This is a genomic window from Pseudomonas hunanensis (genome assembly GCF_013393325.1).
In the GTDB taxonomy this organism is placed as follows: Bacteria; Pseudomonadota; Gammaproteobacteria; order Pseudomonadales; family Pseudomonadaceae; genus Aquipseudomonas; species Aquipseudomonas putida_P.
Genome location: NZ_QJRC01000098.1, coordinates 226,235 through 241,769, shown reverse-complemented (window position 1 = coordinate 241,769; position 15,535 = coordinate 226,235). Strand labels below are relative to the sequence as shown.

Below are 15,535 nucleotides of genomic sequence, written 5' to 3'. Positions count from 1 at the left end.
GGCTAATCAGCAAGGCCAAGTGATATCGGCCCATTTATAAGACCAAAGACTAAGCGGCAATGTGGCGGGTTGTCGCACGCCTTGCAGGTCGGCAGATGTGGTTTAGGCTCATTGCATCGCATGATGTCCAAACCACACCCGACAGCGGAGTAGTGCAAGCATGGGATACCAGAAAATCAAGGTTCCGACCGACGGCGCCAAGATCACCGTCAATGCAGACCATTCGCTCAACGTGCCTGACAATCCGATCATTCCGTACATCGAGGGCGACGGGATCGGCATCGATGTCTCGCCCGTGATGATCAAGGTGGTCGACGCCGCCGTGCAGAAGGCCTATGGCGGCAAGCGCAAGATTGCCTGGATGGAGGTGTACGCCGGCGAAAAAGCCACCCAGGTATACGACCAGGACACCTGGCTGCCGCAGGAAACCCTCGATGCCGTGCGAGATTACGTGGTGTCGATCAAGGGCCCGCTTACCACCCCGGTCGGTGGCGGCATCCGCTCGCTCAACGTGGCGCTGCGCCAGCAGCTCGACCTGTACGTGTGCCTGCGCCCGGTGCTGTGGTTCCAGGGTGTGCCGAGCCCGGTGAAAAAGCCGGGCGACGTCGACATGGTGATCTTCCGCGAGAACTCCGAGGACATTTACGCGGGCATCGAGTGGAAGGCCGGCTCGCCCGAGGCGAACAAGGTGATCAAGTTCCTTAAAGAGGAAATGGGCGTCACCAAGATCCGTTTCGACCAGGACTGCGGCATCGGCGTCAAGCCGGTATCCCGCGAGGGCACCAAGCGCCTGGTGCGCAAGGCCCTGCAATACGTGGTGGACAATGACCGCGAGTCGCTGACCCTGGTGCACAAGGGCAACATCATGAAGTTCACCGAAGGGGCCTTCAAGGACTGGGGCTACGAGGTGGCGCGGGACGAGTTCGGCGCCGAACTGCTCGATGGCGGCCCGTGGATGAAGTTCAAGAGCCCCAAGAGTGGCCGCGAGGTCATCGTCAAGGACGCCATTGCCGACGCCATGCTGCAGCAGATTTTGCTGCGCCCGGCCGAGTACGACGTGATTGCCACGCTCAACCTCAACGGTGACTACCTGTCCGACGCCCTGGCGGCGGAGGTGGGTGGTATCGGCATTGCGCCGGGCGCCAACCTGTCCGACACCGTGGCCATGTTCGAGGCCACCCACGGCACCGCGCCCAAGTATGCCGGGCAGGACAAGGTCAACCCGGGCTCGGTGATACTCTCGGCAGAAATGATGCTGCGCCACATGGGCTGGACCGAGGCCGCCGACCTGATCATCAAGGGCACCAACGGCGCGATTGCGGCCAAGACCGTGACCTACGATTTCGAGCGGCTGATGGAGGGGGCCCGGCTGGTGAGCAGCTCAGGTTTTGGCGATGAAATGATCAAGCACATGTAAGGCAATACAAAACCGGCCGCTTCCTGTAAAGAAGCGGCCGGTTTTTTCGTATACCGGCAGTAAAGCAGGGTTCACGCATTAGCGGTCGTGGGCGAGTTCGGTACTCCCGTTGAAGCGCTGACGTTGATGCCCTTGATTTCAACCGCATGCAGGCCTTTCGGGCCCTGGATGATGTTGAACGTCACAGCTTGTCCGGCTTTCAGCGTCTTGTAACCGTCCATCTGGATCGCCGAATAGTGTGCGAACAGATCTTCGGTTCCGCCGTCCTCATTGATGAATCCATAGCCCTTGGCATTGTTGAACCACTTGACTTTACCGCTTGCCATCCCTATGTCCCTCTGCAAAGGACTCCATCACTGGAGTATCATCCACGTCATCCGCATACGAACCTTGCGAAAAATCTGGTTGACTGCGCGGATCTTTATCGACCACGGTGGGTTCTTATTGGTTGTAACACCGTTTTGCCGATAGTCAAGGTCACGCGGCGCCTGCGCTGGCGGTGGCCTGTGCGGTCAACCCACAACCTTAACCTGACGCTCATGATGAAATTCTTTCCATGCATGCACCTAGTGAGATTCGACTAACATTCAATCAGGATCGCCCGCAATCGAATGAGGACGACGGCTCGGGTCTTGCAGTTCAGGAAGCCAAGCCGATCCTGCAGGCGCCACCGATGTACAAGGTGGTTTTGTTCAACGATGACTACACGCCAATGGATTTCGTCGTCGAAGTGCTCGAGACGTTCTTCAGTCTGAACCGCGAGCTGGCGACCAAGATCATGCTGACCGTCCATACAGAAGGGCGGGCAGTGTGCGGATTGTTTACCCGTGACATCGCCGAAACAAAGGCTATGCAGGTCAACCAATACGCCAGGGAAAGCCAGCATCCGCTACTCTGTGAAATCGAGAAGGACGGTTAATCGCCGACCACTTGGGTATGAGGTGAAGCTATGTTAAACCGCGAGCTCGAAGTCACCCTCAATCTGGCCTTCAAGGAGGCCCGTTCGAAGCGTCATGAGTTCATGACTGTCGAACATCTGCTGCTGGCACTCCTTGACAATGAGGCTGCTGCGACCGTTCTGCGCGCCTGTGGCGCCAATCTCGACAAACTCAAGCATGACCTGCAAGAGTTCATCGACTCCACAACGCCGCTGATTCCTGTCAACGACGAAGACCGGGAAACCCAGCCGACCCTGGGCTTCCAGCGTGTGCTGCAGCGTGCCGTGTTCCACGTGCAAAGCTCCGGCAAGCGCGAAGTGACTGGCGCCAATGTGCTGGTGGCGATCTTCAGCGAACAGGAAAGCCAGGCCGTGTTTCTGCTCAAGCAGCAGAGCGTGGCCCGTATCGACGTGGTCAACTACATCGCCCATGGTATCTCCAAGGTGCCAGGGCATGGTTCGCAGTCTGAAAGCGACCAGGAAATGCAGGACGAAGAGGGCGGTGAAACCTCCTCTTCGAGCAACCCACTGGACGCCTATGCCAGCAACCTGAACGAGCTGGCGCGTGCCGGCCGCATCGACCCACTGGTCGGCCGCGAGCAGGAAGTGGAGCGGGTGGCGCAAATCCTTGCCCGTCGGCGCAAGAACAACCCGCTGCTGGTGGGTGAGGCAGGCGTGGGCAAGACGGCCATCGCCGAAGGCCTGGCCAAGCGCATCGTCGACGGCCAGGTGCCCGACCTGCTGGCGCAGAGCGTGGTGTATTCCCTCGACCTGGGCGCGCTGCTGGCCGGTACCAAATACCGTGGCGACTTCGAGAAGCGTTTCAAGGCGCTGCTCGGTGAGCTGCGCAAGCGCCCGCAGGCCATCCTGTTCATCGACGAAATCCACACCATCATCGGTGCCGGTGCAGCGTCGGGTGGGGTGATGGATGCCTCCAACCTGCTCAAGCCGCTGCTGTCGTCGGGTGAAATCCGTTGTATCGGCTCGACCACCTTCCAGGAGTTTCGCGGCATCTTCGAGAAGGACCGTGCGCTGGCACGGCGCTTCCAGAAGGTGGACGTCAGCGAGCCATCGGTCGAAGACACCGTGGGCATTCTGCGCGGCCTGAAGGGGCGTTTCGAAAGCCACCACAACATCGAGTACAGTGACGAAGCCCTGCGCGCCGCCGCTGAACTGGCCTCGCGCTACATCAATGACCGGCACATGCCGGACAAGGCCATCGACGTAATCGACGAAGCCGGCGCCTACCAGCGTCTGCAACCGGAGGCCAACCGCGTCAAGCGCATCGATGTGCCGCAAGTCGAGGATATCGTCGCCAAGATCGCGCGGATTCCGCCGAAGCATGTCAGCAGTTCCGACAAGGAGCTGCTGCGTAACCTTGAGCGCGACCTGAAACTGACCGTGTTCGGCCAGGACCAGGCAATCGACTCGCTGTCTACCGCGATCAAGCTGTCTCGTGCCGGCCTCAAGTCGCCAGACAAGCCGGTTGGTTCGTTCCTGTTCGCTGGCCCCACTGGTGTCGGCAAGACCGAAGCGGCGCGGCAGCTGGCCAAAGCGCTGGGCGTGGAACTGGTGCGCTTCGACATGTCCGAGTACATGGAACGCCACACCGTGTCGCGCCTTATCGGTGCGCCGCCTGGTTATGTTGGTTTCGACCAGGGTGGTTTGCTGACCGAGGCGATTACCAAGCAACCGCACTGCGTGTTGCTGCTCGACGAAATCGAGAAGGCTCACCCGGAAGTCTTCAACCTGCTGTTGCAGGTGATGGACCACGGTACCCTGACCGACAACAACGGGCGCAAGGCCGACTTCCGTAACGTGATCCTGATCATGACCACCAACGCCGGTGCCGAAACCGCGGCGCGGGCGTCGATCGGCTTCACTCATCAGGACCACGCGTCCGATGCCATGGAAGTGATCCGCAAGAGCTTCACGCCAGAGTTCCGCAACCGCCTGGATACCATCATCCAGTTTGGCCGCCTGAGCACAGAGACGATCAAAAGCATCGTCGACAAGTTCCTTATCGAACTGCAGGCGCAGCTGGAAGACAAGCGTGTGCTGCTGGAAGTCAGCGATGATGCGCGCGGCTGGCTGGCGGTTTCGGGGTACGACGCGCAGATGGGTGCGCGGCCGATGGCGCGGCTGATCCAGGACAAGATCAAGCGGCCGCTGGCCGAGGAGATCTTGTTCGGCGAGCTGGCCGAGCATGGCGGCGTGGTGCACGTCGACCTGCGCGATGGCGAACTGGTGTTCGACTTCGAGACCACGGCTGAGGTCGCGTGATGCAGGGGGGGCTGCAAAGCAGCCCCCTTGTAATCTGGCAGGCACAAAAAAGCCCGGCACATGGCCGGGCTTTTTCATGGCTGGAGCTTAGCGCGCACGGTAGGTGATGCGGCCTTTGCTCAGGTCATAAGGCGTCAGCTCGACGCGGACCTTGTCGCCAGTGAGAATACGGATGTAGTTCTTGCGCATCTTTCCGGAGATGTGCGCGGTTACGACGTGCCCGTTTTCCAACTCCACGCGGAACATGGTGTTGGGCAGGGTGTCGACGACAGTACCTTCCATTTCGAAGCTGTCTTCTTTCGACATGCAGTAGAGCCCTCGGATCCAGTGTTGGCCCGACGCATAACCGCACCGGGCAAAAAAGTGGCGTGGATTATGCCGGAAAACTGCGTGTCAAGCCAATGTCTTTCAGTTGAGGGTGACCCAACGCTGGTTTATCAGCAGCTCGATAGGCCGATACTGCGTCTTGTAGTTCATTTTCTTGCAGTTCTTGATCCAGTAACCCAGGTACACCGCTTCCAGGTCCTGGCGCAGGGCTTCGGTGATCTGCCAGAGGATGGCGAAGCGGCCAAGGCTGCGGCGTTCCTCGTCCGGCTCGTAGAAGGTGTACACCGCTGACAGGCCATTGGGCAGCAGGTCGCACACGGCCACCGCCATCAGGTGGCCTTCGAGGCGGAACTCGTAGAACCAGCAGAACGGCAGGTCACGTACCAGAAAAGTGGAGAACTGGTCGCGGCTGGGTGGGTACATGTCACCGTCGGCGTGGCGCGTTTCGATGTAGCGCCGGTAGAGCTCGAAGTACTCTTCCTTGAACGCCGGGCGAGCTGCCGTCACGGTCAGGTCGGCGTTGCGTTTGAGGATGCGCCGCTGCTGGCGGTTGGGGATGAAGCGCGCCGCCGGGATGCGCGCCGGCACGCAGGCGTTGCAGTTCTGGCAATGCGGGCGGTACAGGTGGTCGCCGCTGCGGCGAAAGCCCATTTCCGACAAGTCGGCGTACACATTCACGTCCATCGGCTGGCTGGGGTCGAGGAACAGCGTGGTCGCCTGCTCGTCTGGCAGGTAGCTGCAGGAGTGGGGTTGAGTGGCATAGAACTTCAACCGCGCCAGCTCTGTCATGATCAACCCCCTCGGTGAGACTTTGATTTAAGTGTAAGCCAGCTACGGCAACTCGCCTAGGCAACCCATGTAGCGCTGTTGGGCTGGTCGAGGTGGCGTGCCAGGTAATCGGCGAACTCGGCGCGGCTGATGGCATGGGCACCCAGGCTGTGCAGGTGGTTGGTGGGCATCTGGCAGTCGATAAGCGCAAAGCCCGCATCGCGCAGGTGGTTGACCAGGGTGACGAAGCCGACCTTGGAGGCGTTGTCGGCGCGGCTGAACATCGATTCGCCAAAGAACAGCTGGCCCATGGCCAGGCCGTACAGGCCGCCGACCAGCTTACCGTCCTGGCGTACCTCCACCGAATGGGCGATGCCGCGGCGGTGCAGCTCGCAATAGGCGTTGCGCATGGTGTCGGTAATCCAGGTGCCGTCGGCGTAGTCGCGTGGCGCAGCGCAGGCGGCGATCACGGCCGGAAAGTCGGTGTCGAAGCTGACCTGGTAGCGGCCTTGGCGCATCAGCTTGGCCAGCGAGCGCGACACGTGCAACTGGTCGGGGAGCAGCACTGTACGTGGGTCGGGTGACCACCACAGGATCGGCTGGCCGTCCTGGTACCACGGGAAGCAGCCATGGCGATACGCTTGTACCAGGCGCTCGGGGCTCAGGTCACCGCCAGCGGCCAGCAGGCCGTTGGGGTCATGCAGGGCCTTTTCCAGGGGTGGGAAGGTCAGCGAGTCGCGAGTCAGCCAGGTAAGCATGGTCTATCGTGCGGTGGGGGAGGGGAGAGGGCAGCATGGCGCGGGTGAAATGCAGGGTCAATCTCTTTGGCTTCTTCGCGGGCGATGAAAACAGGCAATTTAAGACACATTCATCAAGCCGCAGGCACCATCCGCTACATTTGCTGTCACACCTGTGCAAAAACACAGCATAAGCCTTTGTCACAAAAGAAAATGCGTGCTCAAATTGCAGCTATATGATTCGCCCCCGCTCAAACACCCATACGGCGTGCCGTCATGGCGGCTGGCGGGCAGTAATGTTAAAAGTAGTGGTTCATTGGTCGCGCAGCGGCCGATCACTATTGGACGCGCACCACGCGCAGGAATAGACGCGTTTTGAAGAAATCCACCGCAACCCCAGCTCCCTTGCCTGTGCCTCTGTGGCGGCAGCAGCTGCATTATCGCCTCAAGGAAGGTGCGTTGATCGCTGTCGGCGCCCTGTGCCTGTACCTGTGGATGGCGCTGCTGACCTACGACACCTCGGACCCAGGCTTCAGCCACACCAGCAACGTCGACCAGGTGCAGAATGCTGCCGGGCGTGCCGGTGCCTACTTCGCCGACATCCTGTTCATGGTGCTGGGCTACTTCGCCTATATCTTCCCGCTGCTGCTGGCGGTCAAGACCTGGCAGATATTCCGTGAGCGCCACCAGCCGTGGGATTGGAGCGGCTGGTTGTTCTCCTGGCGGCTGATCGGCCTGGTGTTCCTGGTGCTGTCGGGGGCGGCGCTGGCGCATATCCACTTCCACCCGCCGGCGAGCCTGCCGTTCTCCGCCGGTGGTGCACTGGGCGAAAGCCTCGGCGACCTGGCGCGCAACCTGCTGAACGTGCAGGGCAGCACGCTGATGTTCATTGCCCTGTTCCTGTTCGGCCTGACCGTGTTCACCGATCTGTCGTGGTTCAAGGTGATGGACCTGACCGGCAAGATCACCCTCGACCTGTTCGAACTGGTGCAAGGGGCGGCCAATCGCTGGTGGGAAGCGCGCAACGAGCGCAAGCGCCTCGAGGCACAGCTGCGCGAGGATGAGCCAGTGGTCAGGGCTGCACCCATGGCCACCGAGAAGCGGGAACCGGCCAAACCGGCGCTGCGTGAACGTATCTTCAAGCGTGAAGCGTCGCCCGCCCCGGTGGTTGAACCCCGTGAGCCAACCCTTGGCCGCGAGCCTGCCGCCCCGCCGCGCGAGCCAACCCTCGCCCGTGAGCCGGTCGTGCCGCGTGACGCGGTGGTGCCCCGTGCGCAGCCTGCAACCCCGATGATCGTACCTCCGGCAGCCGACAAGGCGCCGGAACCGAGCAAGCGGGTGATGAAGGAGAAGCAGGCGCCGCTGTTCGTCGACAGCGCCGTGGAAGGCACCTTGCCGTCGATTTCCATTCTCGACCCGGCCGAGCAGAAGAAGATCGAGTACTCGCCGGAGTCTCTGGCCGGTGTCGGTCAACTGCTGGAAATCAAGCTCAAGGAATTCGGTGTGGAAGTGGCGGTGGACTCGATCCACCCGGGCCCGGTGATTACCCGCTACGAAATCCAACCGGCCGCCGGTGTGAAGGTCAGCCGCATCGCCAACCTGGCCAAGGACCTGGCGCGTTCGCTGGCCGTGACCAGCGTGCGGGTGGTCGAGGTCATCCCTGGCAAGACCACCGTCGGTATCGAGATCCCCAACGAAAACCGCCAGATGGTGCGCTTCTCCGAAGTGCTGGCCACGCCGCAGTTCGACGAGCAGAAATCGCCGGTCACCCTGGCCTTGGGCCACGACATCGGCGGCAAGCCGGTGATCACCGACCTGGCGAAGATGCCGCACCTGCTGGTGGCCGGTACTACGGGTTCTGGTAAGTCGGTGGGTGTCAACGCGATGATTCTGTCGATCCTGTTCAAATCCAGCCCGGAAGACGCGCGGCTGATCATGATCGACCCGAAAATGCTCGAACTGTCCATCTACGAAGGCATCCCGCACCTTCTGTGCCCGGTGGTCACCGATATGAAGGACGCCGCCAACGCCTTGCGCTGGAGCGTGGCCGAGATGGAACGGCGCTACAAGCTGATGGCGGCCATGGGCGTGCGTAACCTGGCCGGCTTCAACCGCAAGATCAAGGACGCCCAGGAAGCCGGTGAAGTCATCCATGATCCGCTGTATCGCCGCGAGAGCATGGACGACGAGCCGCCTACACTGAAAACCCTGCCGACCATCGTGGTGGTGGTGGACGAGTTCGCCGACATGATGATGATCGTCGGCAAGAAGGTCGAAGAGCTGATTGCCCGTATCGCGCAGAAGGCGCGGGCAGCCGGTATCCACCTGATCCTCGCCACGCAGCGCCCGTCGGTGGACGTGATCACCGGCCTGATCAAGGCCAACATCCCGACCCGTATGGCGTTCCAGGTGTCGAGCAAGATCGACTCGCGCACCATCATCGACCAAGGCGGCGCCGAGCAGTTGCTGGGCCACGGCGACATGCTGTACATGCCGCCGGGCACCAGCCTGCCAATCCGCGTGCACGGTGCGTTCGTTTCCGACGACGAAGTGCACCGCACGGTCGAAGCGTGGAAGCTGCGCGGCGCCCCGGACTACAACGACGACATCCTCAACGGCGTCGAAGAGGCCGGCAGCGGCTTCGATGGCGGCGGCGGTGGTGGCGATGGTGACGATGCCGAAACCGATGCACTGTATGATGAAGCGGTGCAATTCGTGCTTGAGAGCCGTCGTGCTTCCATTTCTGCAGTGCAACGCAAGTTGAAGATCGGCTACAACCGTGCTGCGCGCATGATCGAGTCGATGGAGATGGCTGGCGTCGTCACCCCGATGAACAGTAACGGCTCGCGGGAAGTGATTGCCCCAGGTGGCCCGCGCGACTGATGAACACCCTGTCGGGCGCCAACGGTGGTGCCCGGCCTTTTCAACGCTCAATGAGGATTCCCATGCGCGCGATTCGCATGCTGTTGGTTTCTGCCCTGGCTCTGGGCACTGTTACGGCTTATGCCGGTGAGCAAGATGTACAACGCTTGACCCAGCTGCTGGAGAAGTCGCAGACCATCGAGGCCAACTTTTCCCAGCTGACCCTGGGCGCCGATGGCACCAGCCTGCAGGAAACCTCGGGCAAGATGACGGTCAAGCGCCCAGGCCTGTTCTACTGGCACACCGATGCGCCGCAGGAGCAGGTGGTGGTGTCGGATGGCAAGAACGTCACCCTGTGGGACCCGGACCTGGAGCAGGCCACCATCAAGAAGCTCGACGTGCGTCTGAACCAGACCCCGGCTCTGCTGCTGTCCGGTGACGCGTCGAAGATCAGCCAGAGCTTCGATATCGCCTCGAAGGAGCAGGGCGAAGTAATGGACTTCACCCTCAAGCCCAAGACCAAGGACACGCTGTTCGATTCGCTGCGCGTCTCGTTCCGCAAGGGCCTGATCAATGACATGCAATTGATCGACAGTGTTGGTCAGCGCACCAACATCCTGTTCAATGGCGTCAAGGCCAACCAGGCGGTGCCGGACAGCAAGTTCACGTTCGACATCCCCAAAGGCGCCGACGTGATCAAGGAGTAACCAGAGCCCGTCATGGACCTGTTTCGAAGCGAACCCGTCGCCCAGCCCCTGGCCGCCCGCCTGCGCCCGTCCAACCTGGATGAATACGTTGGCCAGGAGCACCTGCTGGCGCGCGGTAAACCGCTGCGCGAGGCGCTGGAGCAGGGTGCGCTGCACTCGATGATTTTCTGGGGGCCACCTGGGGTGGGCAAAACCACCCTGGCGCGGCTGCTCGCGCAGTTCTGCGATGCGCACTTCGAAACGGTGTCGGCGGTGCTGGCTGGGGTGAAAGAGATTCGCCAGGCGGTGGAGGTGGCCAAGCAGCAGGCTGGTCAATATGGCCGCCGCACCATCTTGTTCGTTGACGAAGTGCACCGTTTCAACAAGTCGCAGCAGGACGCCTTTCTACCCTATGTGGAAGACGGCACACTGCTGTTCATCGGCGCCACCACCGAAAACCCGTCGTTCGAGCTGAACAACGCGTTGTTGTCGCGGGCGCGGGTCTACGTGCTCAAGAGCCTGGACGAGGCGGCCCTGCGCAAGTTGGTCAACCGTGCGCTGACCGAAGAGCGTGGCCTGGGCAAGCGCAACCTGCGGGTGGGTGACGAAGCTTTCAAGATGCTGATGGCCGCCGCCGACGGTGATGGCCGGCGCATGCTCAATTTCCTCGAGAACGCTTCGGACCTGGCCGAAGATGGCAGCGAGATCGACGTCGAGATGCTGCAGAGCCTGCTGGGTGACAGCCGTCGCCGTTTCGACAAGGGCGGCGAGGCGTTCTACGACCAGATTTCCGCGTTGCACAAGTCGGTGCGCGGCTCCAACCCCGATGGTGCTTTGTATTGGTTCGCCCGCATGCTCGACGGCGGCTGCGACCCGCTGTACATCGCCCGCCGCGTGGTGCGTATGGCCAGCGAGGACATCGGTAATGCCGACCCGCGCGCGCTCAGCCTGTGCCTGGCAGCCTGGGACGTGCAGGAGCGCCTTGGCAGCCCCGAGGGTGAGCTGGCGGTGGCCCAGGCCATCACCTACCTGGCCTGTGCGCCCAAGAGCAACGCGGTGTACATGGGCTTCAAGACGGCGCTGCGAGAAGCCGCCGAACATGGGTCGCTGGAAGTGCCGCTGCACCTGCGCAATGCCCCGACCAAGCTGATGAAGCAACTGGGCTATGGTGACGAGTACCGCTACGCCCACGATGAACCCGACGCCTACGCCGCCGGTGAGGATTACTTCCCCGATGAGCTGGAGCCACGCCAGTACTACCAGCCAGTGCCCCGTGGCCTGGAACTGAAAATTGGCGAGAAACTGCGCCACTTGGCCGACCTGGACCGAAACAGCCCCCGTCAGCGGAGAAAACCATGATCGCACTCATTGCCGCGGTCAGCGCGGGCGGTGTTGCTGGCACTTTGTTGCGCTTCGCTACCGCCAATTGGGTCGCGGCCCACTGGCCACGGCACTTCTATGCCGGTACGCTGGCGGTCAACCTGGTTGGCTGCCTGCTGATCGGCCTGCTCTATGGCTTGTTCTTGCACAAGCCGCTGGCGCCGATCGAATTGCGCGCTGGCTTGATTGTCGGCTTCCTCGGTGGCCTGACAACCTTTTCCTCTTTCTCGCTCGATACCGTGCGCCTGATGGAAAGCGGGCAAGTGCCCCTTGCCTTGGGCTATACCAGTATCAGCGTGGTGGGTGGGCTGCTTGCAACCTGGGCTGGCCTGTCCCTGACCCGATTCTGAACCAACACTTACATATAACGAGAGAACGATATGCTCGATTCCAAACTGTTACGCGGCCAACTTCAGGAAGTGGCGGATCGCCTGGCCTCCCGTGGCTTCAGCCTGGATGTCGCGCGCATCGAATCACTGGAAGAACGCCGCAAGGCGGTGCAGACCCGCACCGAGCAACTGCAGGCCGAGCGTAACGCCCGCTCCAAGTCCATCGGTCAGGCCAAGGCCAAGGGCGAAGACATCGCGCCGCTGATGGCCGACGTCGAGCGCATGGCCAATGAACTGGCCGCCGGCAAGCTTGAGCTGGACGGTATCCAGGCCGAGCTGGACGGCATTCTGCTGACCATCCCCAACCTGCCGGACGCGAGCGTACCGGTCGGTGCCAGCGAAGACGACAACGTCGAAGTGCGCCGTTGGGGCACGCCGAAGGCGTTCGACTTCGAAATCAAGGACCACGTCGCCCTTGGTGAAGTCAGCGGTGGCCTGGACTTCGAAGCGGCTGCCAAGCTGTCCGGCGCCCGTTTCGCTGTGCTGCGTGGCCCGATCGCCCGCCTGCACCGCGCCCTGGCGCAATTCATGATCAACCTGCACACCGGCGAGCACGGCTACGAGGAACACTACACCCCTTACCTGGTGCAGGCTCCGGCCCTACAGGGCACCGGCCAGCTGCCCAAGTTCGAGGAAGACCTGTTCAAGATCACCCGCGAAGGCGAGGCTGACTTCTACCTGATCCCGACCGCCGAAGTGTCGCTGACCAACCTGGTAGCGGGTGAAATCCTCGACGCCAAGCAACTGCCGCTGAAACTGGTTGCCCACACCCCATGCTTCCGCAGCGAAGCCGGTGCTTCCGGCCGCGACACCCGCGGCATGATCCGCCAGCACCAGTTCGACAAGGTCGAGATGGTCCAGGTGGTAGAGCCGGCCAAATCGATGGAAGCCTTGGAAGGCCTGACTGCCAACGCTGAGCGCGTGCTGCAGTTGCTGGAGCTGCCGTACCGCGTGCTGGCCCTGTGCACCGGCGATATGGGCTTTGGTGCAGTGAAAACCTACGACCTGGAAGTGTGGGTGCCGAGCCAGGACAAGTACCGCGAAATCAGCTCGTGCTCCAACTGCGGCGACTTCCAGGCGCGCCGCATGCAGGCCCGCTGGCGTAACCCGGAAACCGGCAAGCCAGAACTGGTGCACACCCTCAACGGCTCTGGCCTGGCCGTAGGCCGTACTTTGGTTGCCGTATTGGAAAACTACCAGCAGGCCGACGGCTCGATCCTGGTGCCGGAAGTGCTGAAGCCGTACATGGGCGGCGTCGAGGTCATCCGCTAAATGAATTACCTGCCGCTGTTCCACAAGCTGCAGGGCGGCCGCGTGCTGGTCGTCGGCGGCGGTGAGATCGCCTTGCGCAAGGCGCGCCTGCTGGCCGATGCCGGCGGTGTGCTGCGCGTGGTGGCGCCGGACGTCGACGGCCAGTTGGCCGCGTTGGCCCGGGAAGGTGGCGGTGAGGTGCTGGTGCGTGGCTATCAGGCAGCCGACCTTGTCGGTTGCCGGCTGGTGATCGCGGCTACCGACGACCCTGGGCTCAATGCCCAGGTGTCGGCCGATGCGCAGGCCCTCAGCCTGCCGGTCAACGTGGTGGATGCGCCGGCCCTGTGCACGGTGATCTTCCCAGCGATCGTCGACCGCTCGCCGCTGGTGATTGCGGTTTCCAGCGGTGGTGATGCCCCAGTGCTGGCGCGCTTGATTCGCGCCAAGCTGGAGGCGTGGATCCCTTCGGCCTACGGCGAGCTGGCCGGGCTGGCGGCGCGTTTCCGGCACAAGGTCAAATCCTTGTACCCAGACGTCAACCAGCGCCGCGGCTTCTGGGAAACCGTGTTCCAGGGGCCGATCGCCGAGCGCCAGCTGGCCGGGCAGGGCGCTGAAGCCGAGCGCCTGTTGCAGGCGATGGTAGAAGGCGCGCCGGTGCAGCAGGGCGGTGAGGTGTACTTGGTAGGTGCTGGCCCGGGCGATCCGGACTTGCTGACTTTCCGAGCCTTGCGCCTGATGCAGCAGGCCGATGTGGTGCTGTACGACCGCCTGGTGGCGCCAGCTATTATCGAGATGTGCCGGCGGGATGCCGAGCGCATCTACGTGGGCAAGCGCCGCGCTGAGCATGCCGTGCCGCAGGATCAGATCAACCGCCTGCTGGTCGATCTGGCCCAGCAGGGCAAGCGGGTGCTGCGCCTGAAGGGTGGCGACCCGTTCATCTTCGGCCGGGGAGGCGAAGAGATCGAGGAACTGGCCGAGCATGGCATCCCGTTCCAGGTGGTGCCGGGCATCACGGCGGCCAGTGGCTGTTCCGCTTATGGCGGCATTCCGCTGACTCACCGCGACTATGCCCAGTCGGTGCGTTTCGTCACCGGGCACCTGAAGGATGGCACCAGCAACTTGCCGTGGAATGACCTGGTGGCGCCAGCGCAGACCTTGGTGTTCTACATGGGGTTGGTGGGTTTGCCGACCATTTGCGCCGAGTTGATTCGCCATGGGCGAGCGGCCAGCACACCGGCTGCTTTGGTTCAGCAGGGGACGACGCGAAACCAGCGGGTGTTCACCGGTACCCTGGCAGACCTGCCGGGCCTGGTGGCCCAGCATGAAGTGCATGCGCCAACCCTGGTGATTGTCGGGGAAGTGGTGCAGTTGCGTGAAAAGCTGGCCTGGTTCGAAGGTTCGCAGAACAGCTGACAATGGTGGGGCTGCAAAGCAGCCCCGGCTTTCTCAAGCCTGCCAAATCCCCTTGCCTGCCAACCGCTCCCGATCATGCGGCGCGCCAAAGTCTTGCAAAGGCCCTTTAGGCACTATCCCGTTCGGGTTGATGGTCTTGTGGCTCATGTAGTAGTGCTTCTGTATATGCTCCATATCCACAGTGGCCGCTACCCCTGGCCACTGGTACAGCTCGCGCAGCCAGTTCGACAGGTTGTGGTAGTCGCTCAGGCGCCGCAGGTTGCACTTGAAGTGCCCGTGGTACACAGCGTCGAAGCGCACAAGCGTGGTGAACAGGCGTACATCGGCCTCAGTCAGGTACTCACCCGCCAGGTAGCGATTGCGGCTTAGCAAGTCTTCCAGGTAATCCAGTTCGTTGAACACATCATCAAACGCCGCTTCGTAGGCGTCTTGCGTGGTGGCAAAGCCTGCCCGGTAAACGCCGTTGTTCACCGCCGGATAAATGCGCTCGTTCAGCGCCTCGATGACCGGTCGCAGTGGTTCGGGGTACAAATCCAGGGTGTTGCCAGTCAGCTCGTTGAACGCGCTGTTGAAGATACGGATGATCTCCGACGATTCGTTGTTGACGATGCGCTGCTCTTTCTTGTCCCACAGGACAGGCACGGTCACCCGGCCGGTGTAATGCGGGTCATCCTGGGTATAGCGCTGGTGCAGATACTGCAGGGCGCCAAGGTGGTCGCCGCTGGAGCCTTGCTGCTGGTCGAAGGTCCAGCCATGGTCTTGCATCAGCCAACTGACCACCGACACATCGATCAATGGCTCAAGGCCTTTGAGGGCGCGCAAGATCAGGGTGCGATGAGCCCATGGGCAGGCCAGCGAGACGTACAGGTGGTAACGGCCGGCTTCGGGGGCGGGGAGTTGATTGCGGCGTTGGGCGTTTTCGCGTTTGAACGTACCGTCCTTGCCGTTTTCATACCACTGGTCATGCCAGCGGCCGTCGATCAAAAGGCCCATGAGTGAGCTCCTCGGTACAAAGTGATTTGTCGTTGGAGCCCAGTCTAGGCCAAATCGTTCGAACAAATAGCGCAAAGATCGGGGTGATACGA

Annotated in this window: 14 protein-coding genes; 9 read left to right on the top strand and 5 right to left on the bottom strand. The window is 61.9% G+C overall.

Going from position 1 to position 15,535, the window contains the following annotated elements; genetic code table 11:
* Nucleotides 1–160: 160 nt before the first annotated feature.
* Complete coding sequence (gene icd / locus DM807_RS22845; protein WP_179027953.1) at nt 161–1,417, top strand: NADP-dependent isocitrate dehydrogenase; 1,257 nt, start codon at nt 161–163, stop codon at nt 1,415–1,417.
* 71 nt (nt 1,418–1,488) lie between these two features.
* On the opposite strand, the gene cspD is transcribed toward icd, so the two are convergent.
* Entirely contained in the window at nt 1,489–1,743 is a 255-nt protein-coding gene (gene cspD / locus DM807_RS22840) for a cold shock domain-containing protein CspD (RefSeq protein ID WP_012273217.1), read from the bottom strand.
* Between the two features lie 230 nt (nt 1,744–1,973).
* On the opposite strand from cspD, the gene clpS reads away from it, so the two are divergent.
* Nucleotides 1,974–2,336, top strand: coding sequence for an ATP-dependent Clp protease adapter ClpS (gene clpS / locus DM807_RS22835; RefSeq protein WP_003251220.1), 363 nt, complete (start codon nt 1,974–1,976; stop codon nt 2,334–2,336).
* Between the two features lie 30 nt (nt 2,337–2,366).
* Nucleotides 2,367–4,637 (top strand): ATP-dependent Clp protease ATP-binding subunit ClpA, encoded by a 2,271-nt coding sequence (clpA, locus tag DM807_RS22830; protein ID WP_012273216.1) that lies wholly within the window; start codon nt 2,367–2,369, stop codon nt 4,635–4,637.
* Nucleotides 4,638–4,724: 87 nt separating this feature from the next.
* Here clpA and infA read toward each other — a convergent pair whose 3' ends face one another.
* From infA to aat, 3 genes are all read right to left on the bottom strand, one after another.
* Nucleotides 4,725–4,943 carry a translation initiation factor IF-1 gene (gene infA, locus DM807_RS22825; RefSeq protein WP_002553999.1) on the bottom strand — a complete coding sequence of 73 codons (219 nt, stop codon included), beginning with the start codon at nt 4,941–4,943 and terminating at the stop codon, nt 4,725–4,727.
* 102 nt (nt 4,944–5,045) lie between these two features.
* Nucleotides 5,046–5,753 carry an arginyltransferase gene (locus DM807_RS22820; protein ID WP_012273215.1) on the bottom strand — a complete coding sequence of 236 codons (708 nt, stop codon included), beginning with the start codon at nt 5,751–5,753 and terminating at the stop codon, nt 5,046–5,048.
* Between the two features lie 56 nt (nt 5,754–5,809).
* A complete protein-coding gene (gene aat / locus DM807_RS22815) occupies nt 5,810–6,490 on the bottom strand; it encodes a leucyl/phenylalanyl-tRNA--protein transferase (protein WP_060493186.1) in 681 nt (226 codons plus the stop codon).
* A 294-nt stretch (nt 6,491–6,784) separates the two neighbouring features.
* Between aat and DM807_RS22810 the strand changes: the two genes are divergently transcribed.
* The 6 genes from DM807_RS22810 (at nt 6,785) to cysG (ending at nt 14,450) form a co-directional block, all read left to right on the top strand.
* Nucleotides 6,785–9,352, top strand: a complete 2,568-nt coding sequence (locus DM807_RS22810; protein WP_370739312.1) for a DNA translocase FtsK — start codon at nt 6,785–6,787, stop codon at nt 9,350–9,352.
* Nucleotides 9,353–9,414: 62 nt separating this feature from the next.
* Nucleotides 9,415–10,038, top strand: coding sequence for an outer membrane lipoprotein periplasmic chaperone LolA (gene lolA / locus DM807_RS22805; RefSeq protein ID WP_179027952.1), 624 nt, complete (start codon nt 9,415–9,417; stop codon nt 10,036–10,038).
* A 12-nt stretch (nt 10,039–10,050) separates the two neighbouring features.
* Entirely contained in the window at nt 10,051–11,376 is a 1,326-nt protein-coding gene (locus DM807_RS22800; protein WP_012273211.1) for a replication-associated recombination protein A, read from the top strand.
* Nucleotides 11,373–11,747, top strand: coding sequence for a fluoride efflux transporter CrcB (gene crcB / locus DM807_RS22795; RefSeq protein ID WP_012273210.1), 375 nt, complete (start codon nt 11,373–11,375; stop codon nt 11,745–11,747). Before DM807_RS22800 ends, crcB begins: the two co-directional genes overlap by 4 nt.
* Nucleotides 11,748–11,777: 30 nt before the next feature.
* The gene (gene serS / locus DM807_RS22790) at nt 11,778–13,058 is read left to right on the top strand and encodes a serine--tRNA ligase (protein WP_012273209.1); all 1,281 of its coding nucleotides are present in this window, start codon (nt 11,778–11,780) and stop codon (nt 13,056–13,058) included.
* The gene (cysG, locus tag DM807_RS22785) at nt 13,059–14,450 is read left to right on the top strand and encodes a siroheme synthase CysG (RefSeq protein ID WP_012273208.1); all 1,392 of its coding nucleotides are present in this window, start codon (nt 13,059–13,061) and stop codon (nt 14,448–14,450) included.
* 33 nt (nt 14,451–14,483) lie between these two features.
* Here the strand turns inward: cysG and DM807_RS22780 are convergent, their stop codons facing one another.
* A complete protein-coding gene (locus tag DM807_RS22780) occupies nt 14,484–15,443 on the bottom strand; it encodes a glutathione S-transferase family protein (protein WP_012273207.1) in 960 nt (319 codons plus the stop codon).
* Nucleotides 15,444–15,535: the final 92 nt, after the last annotated feature.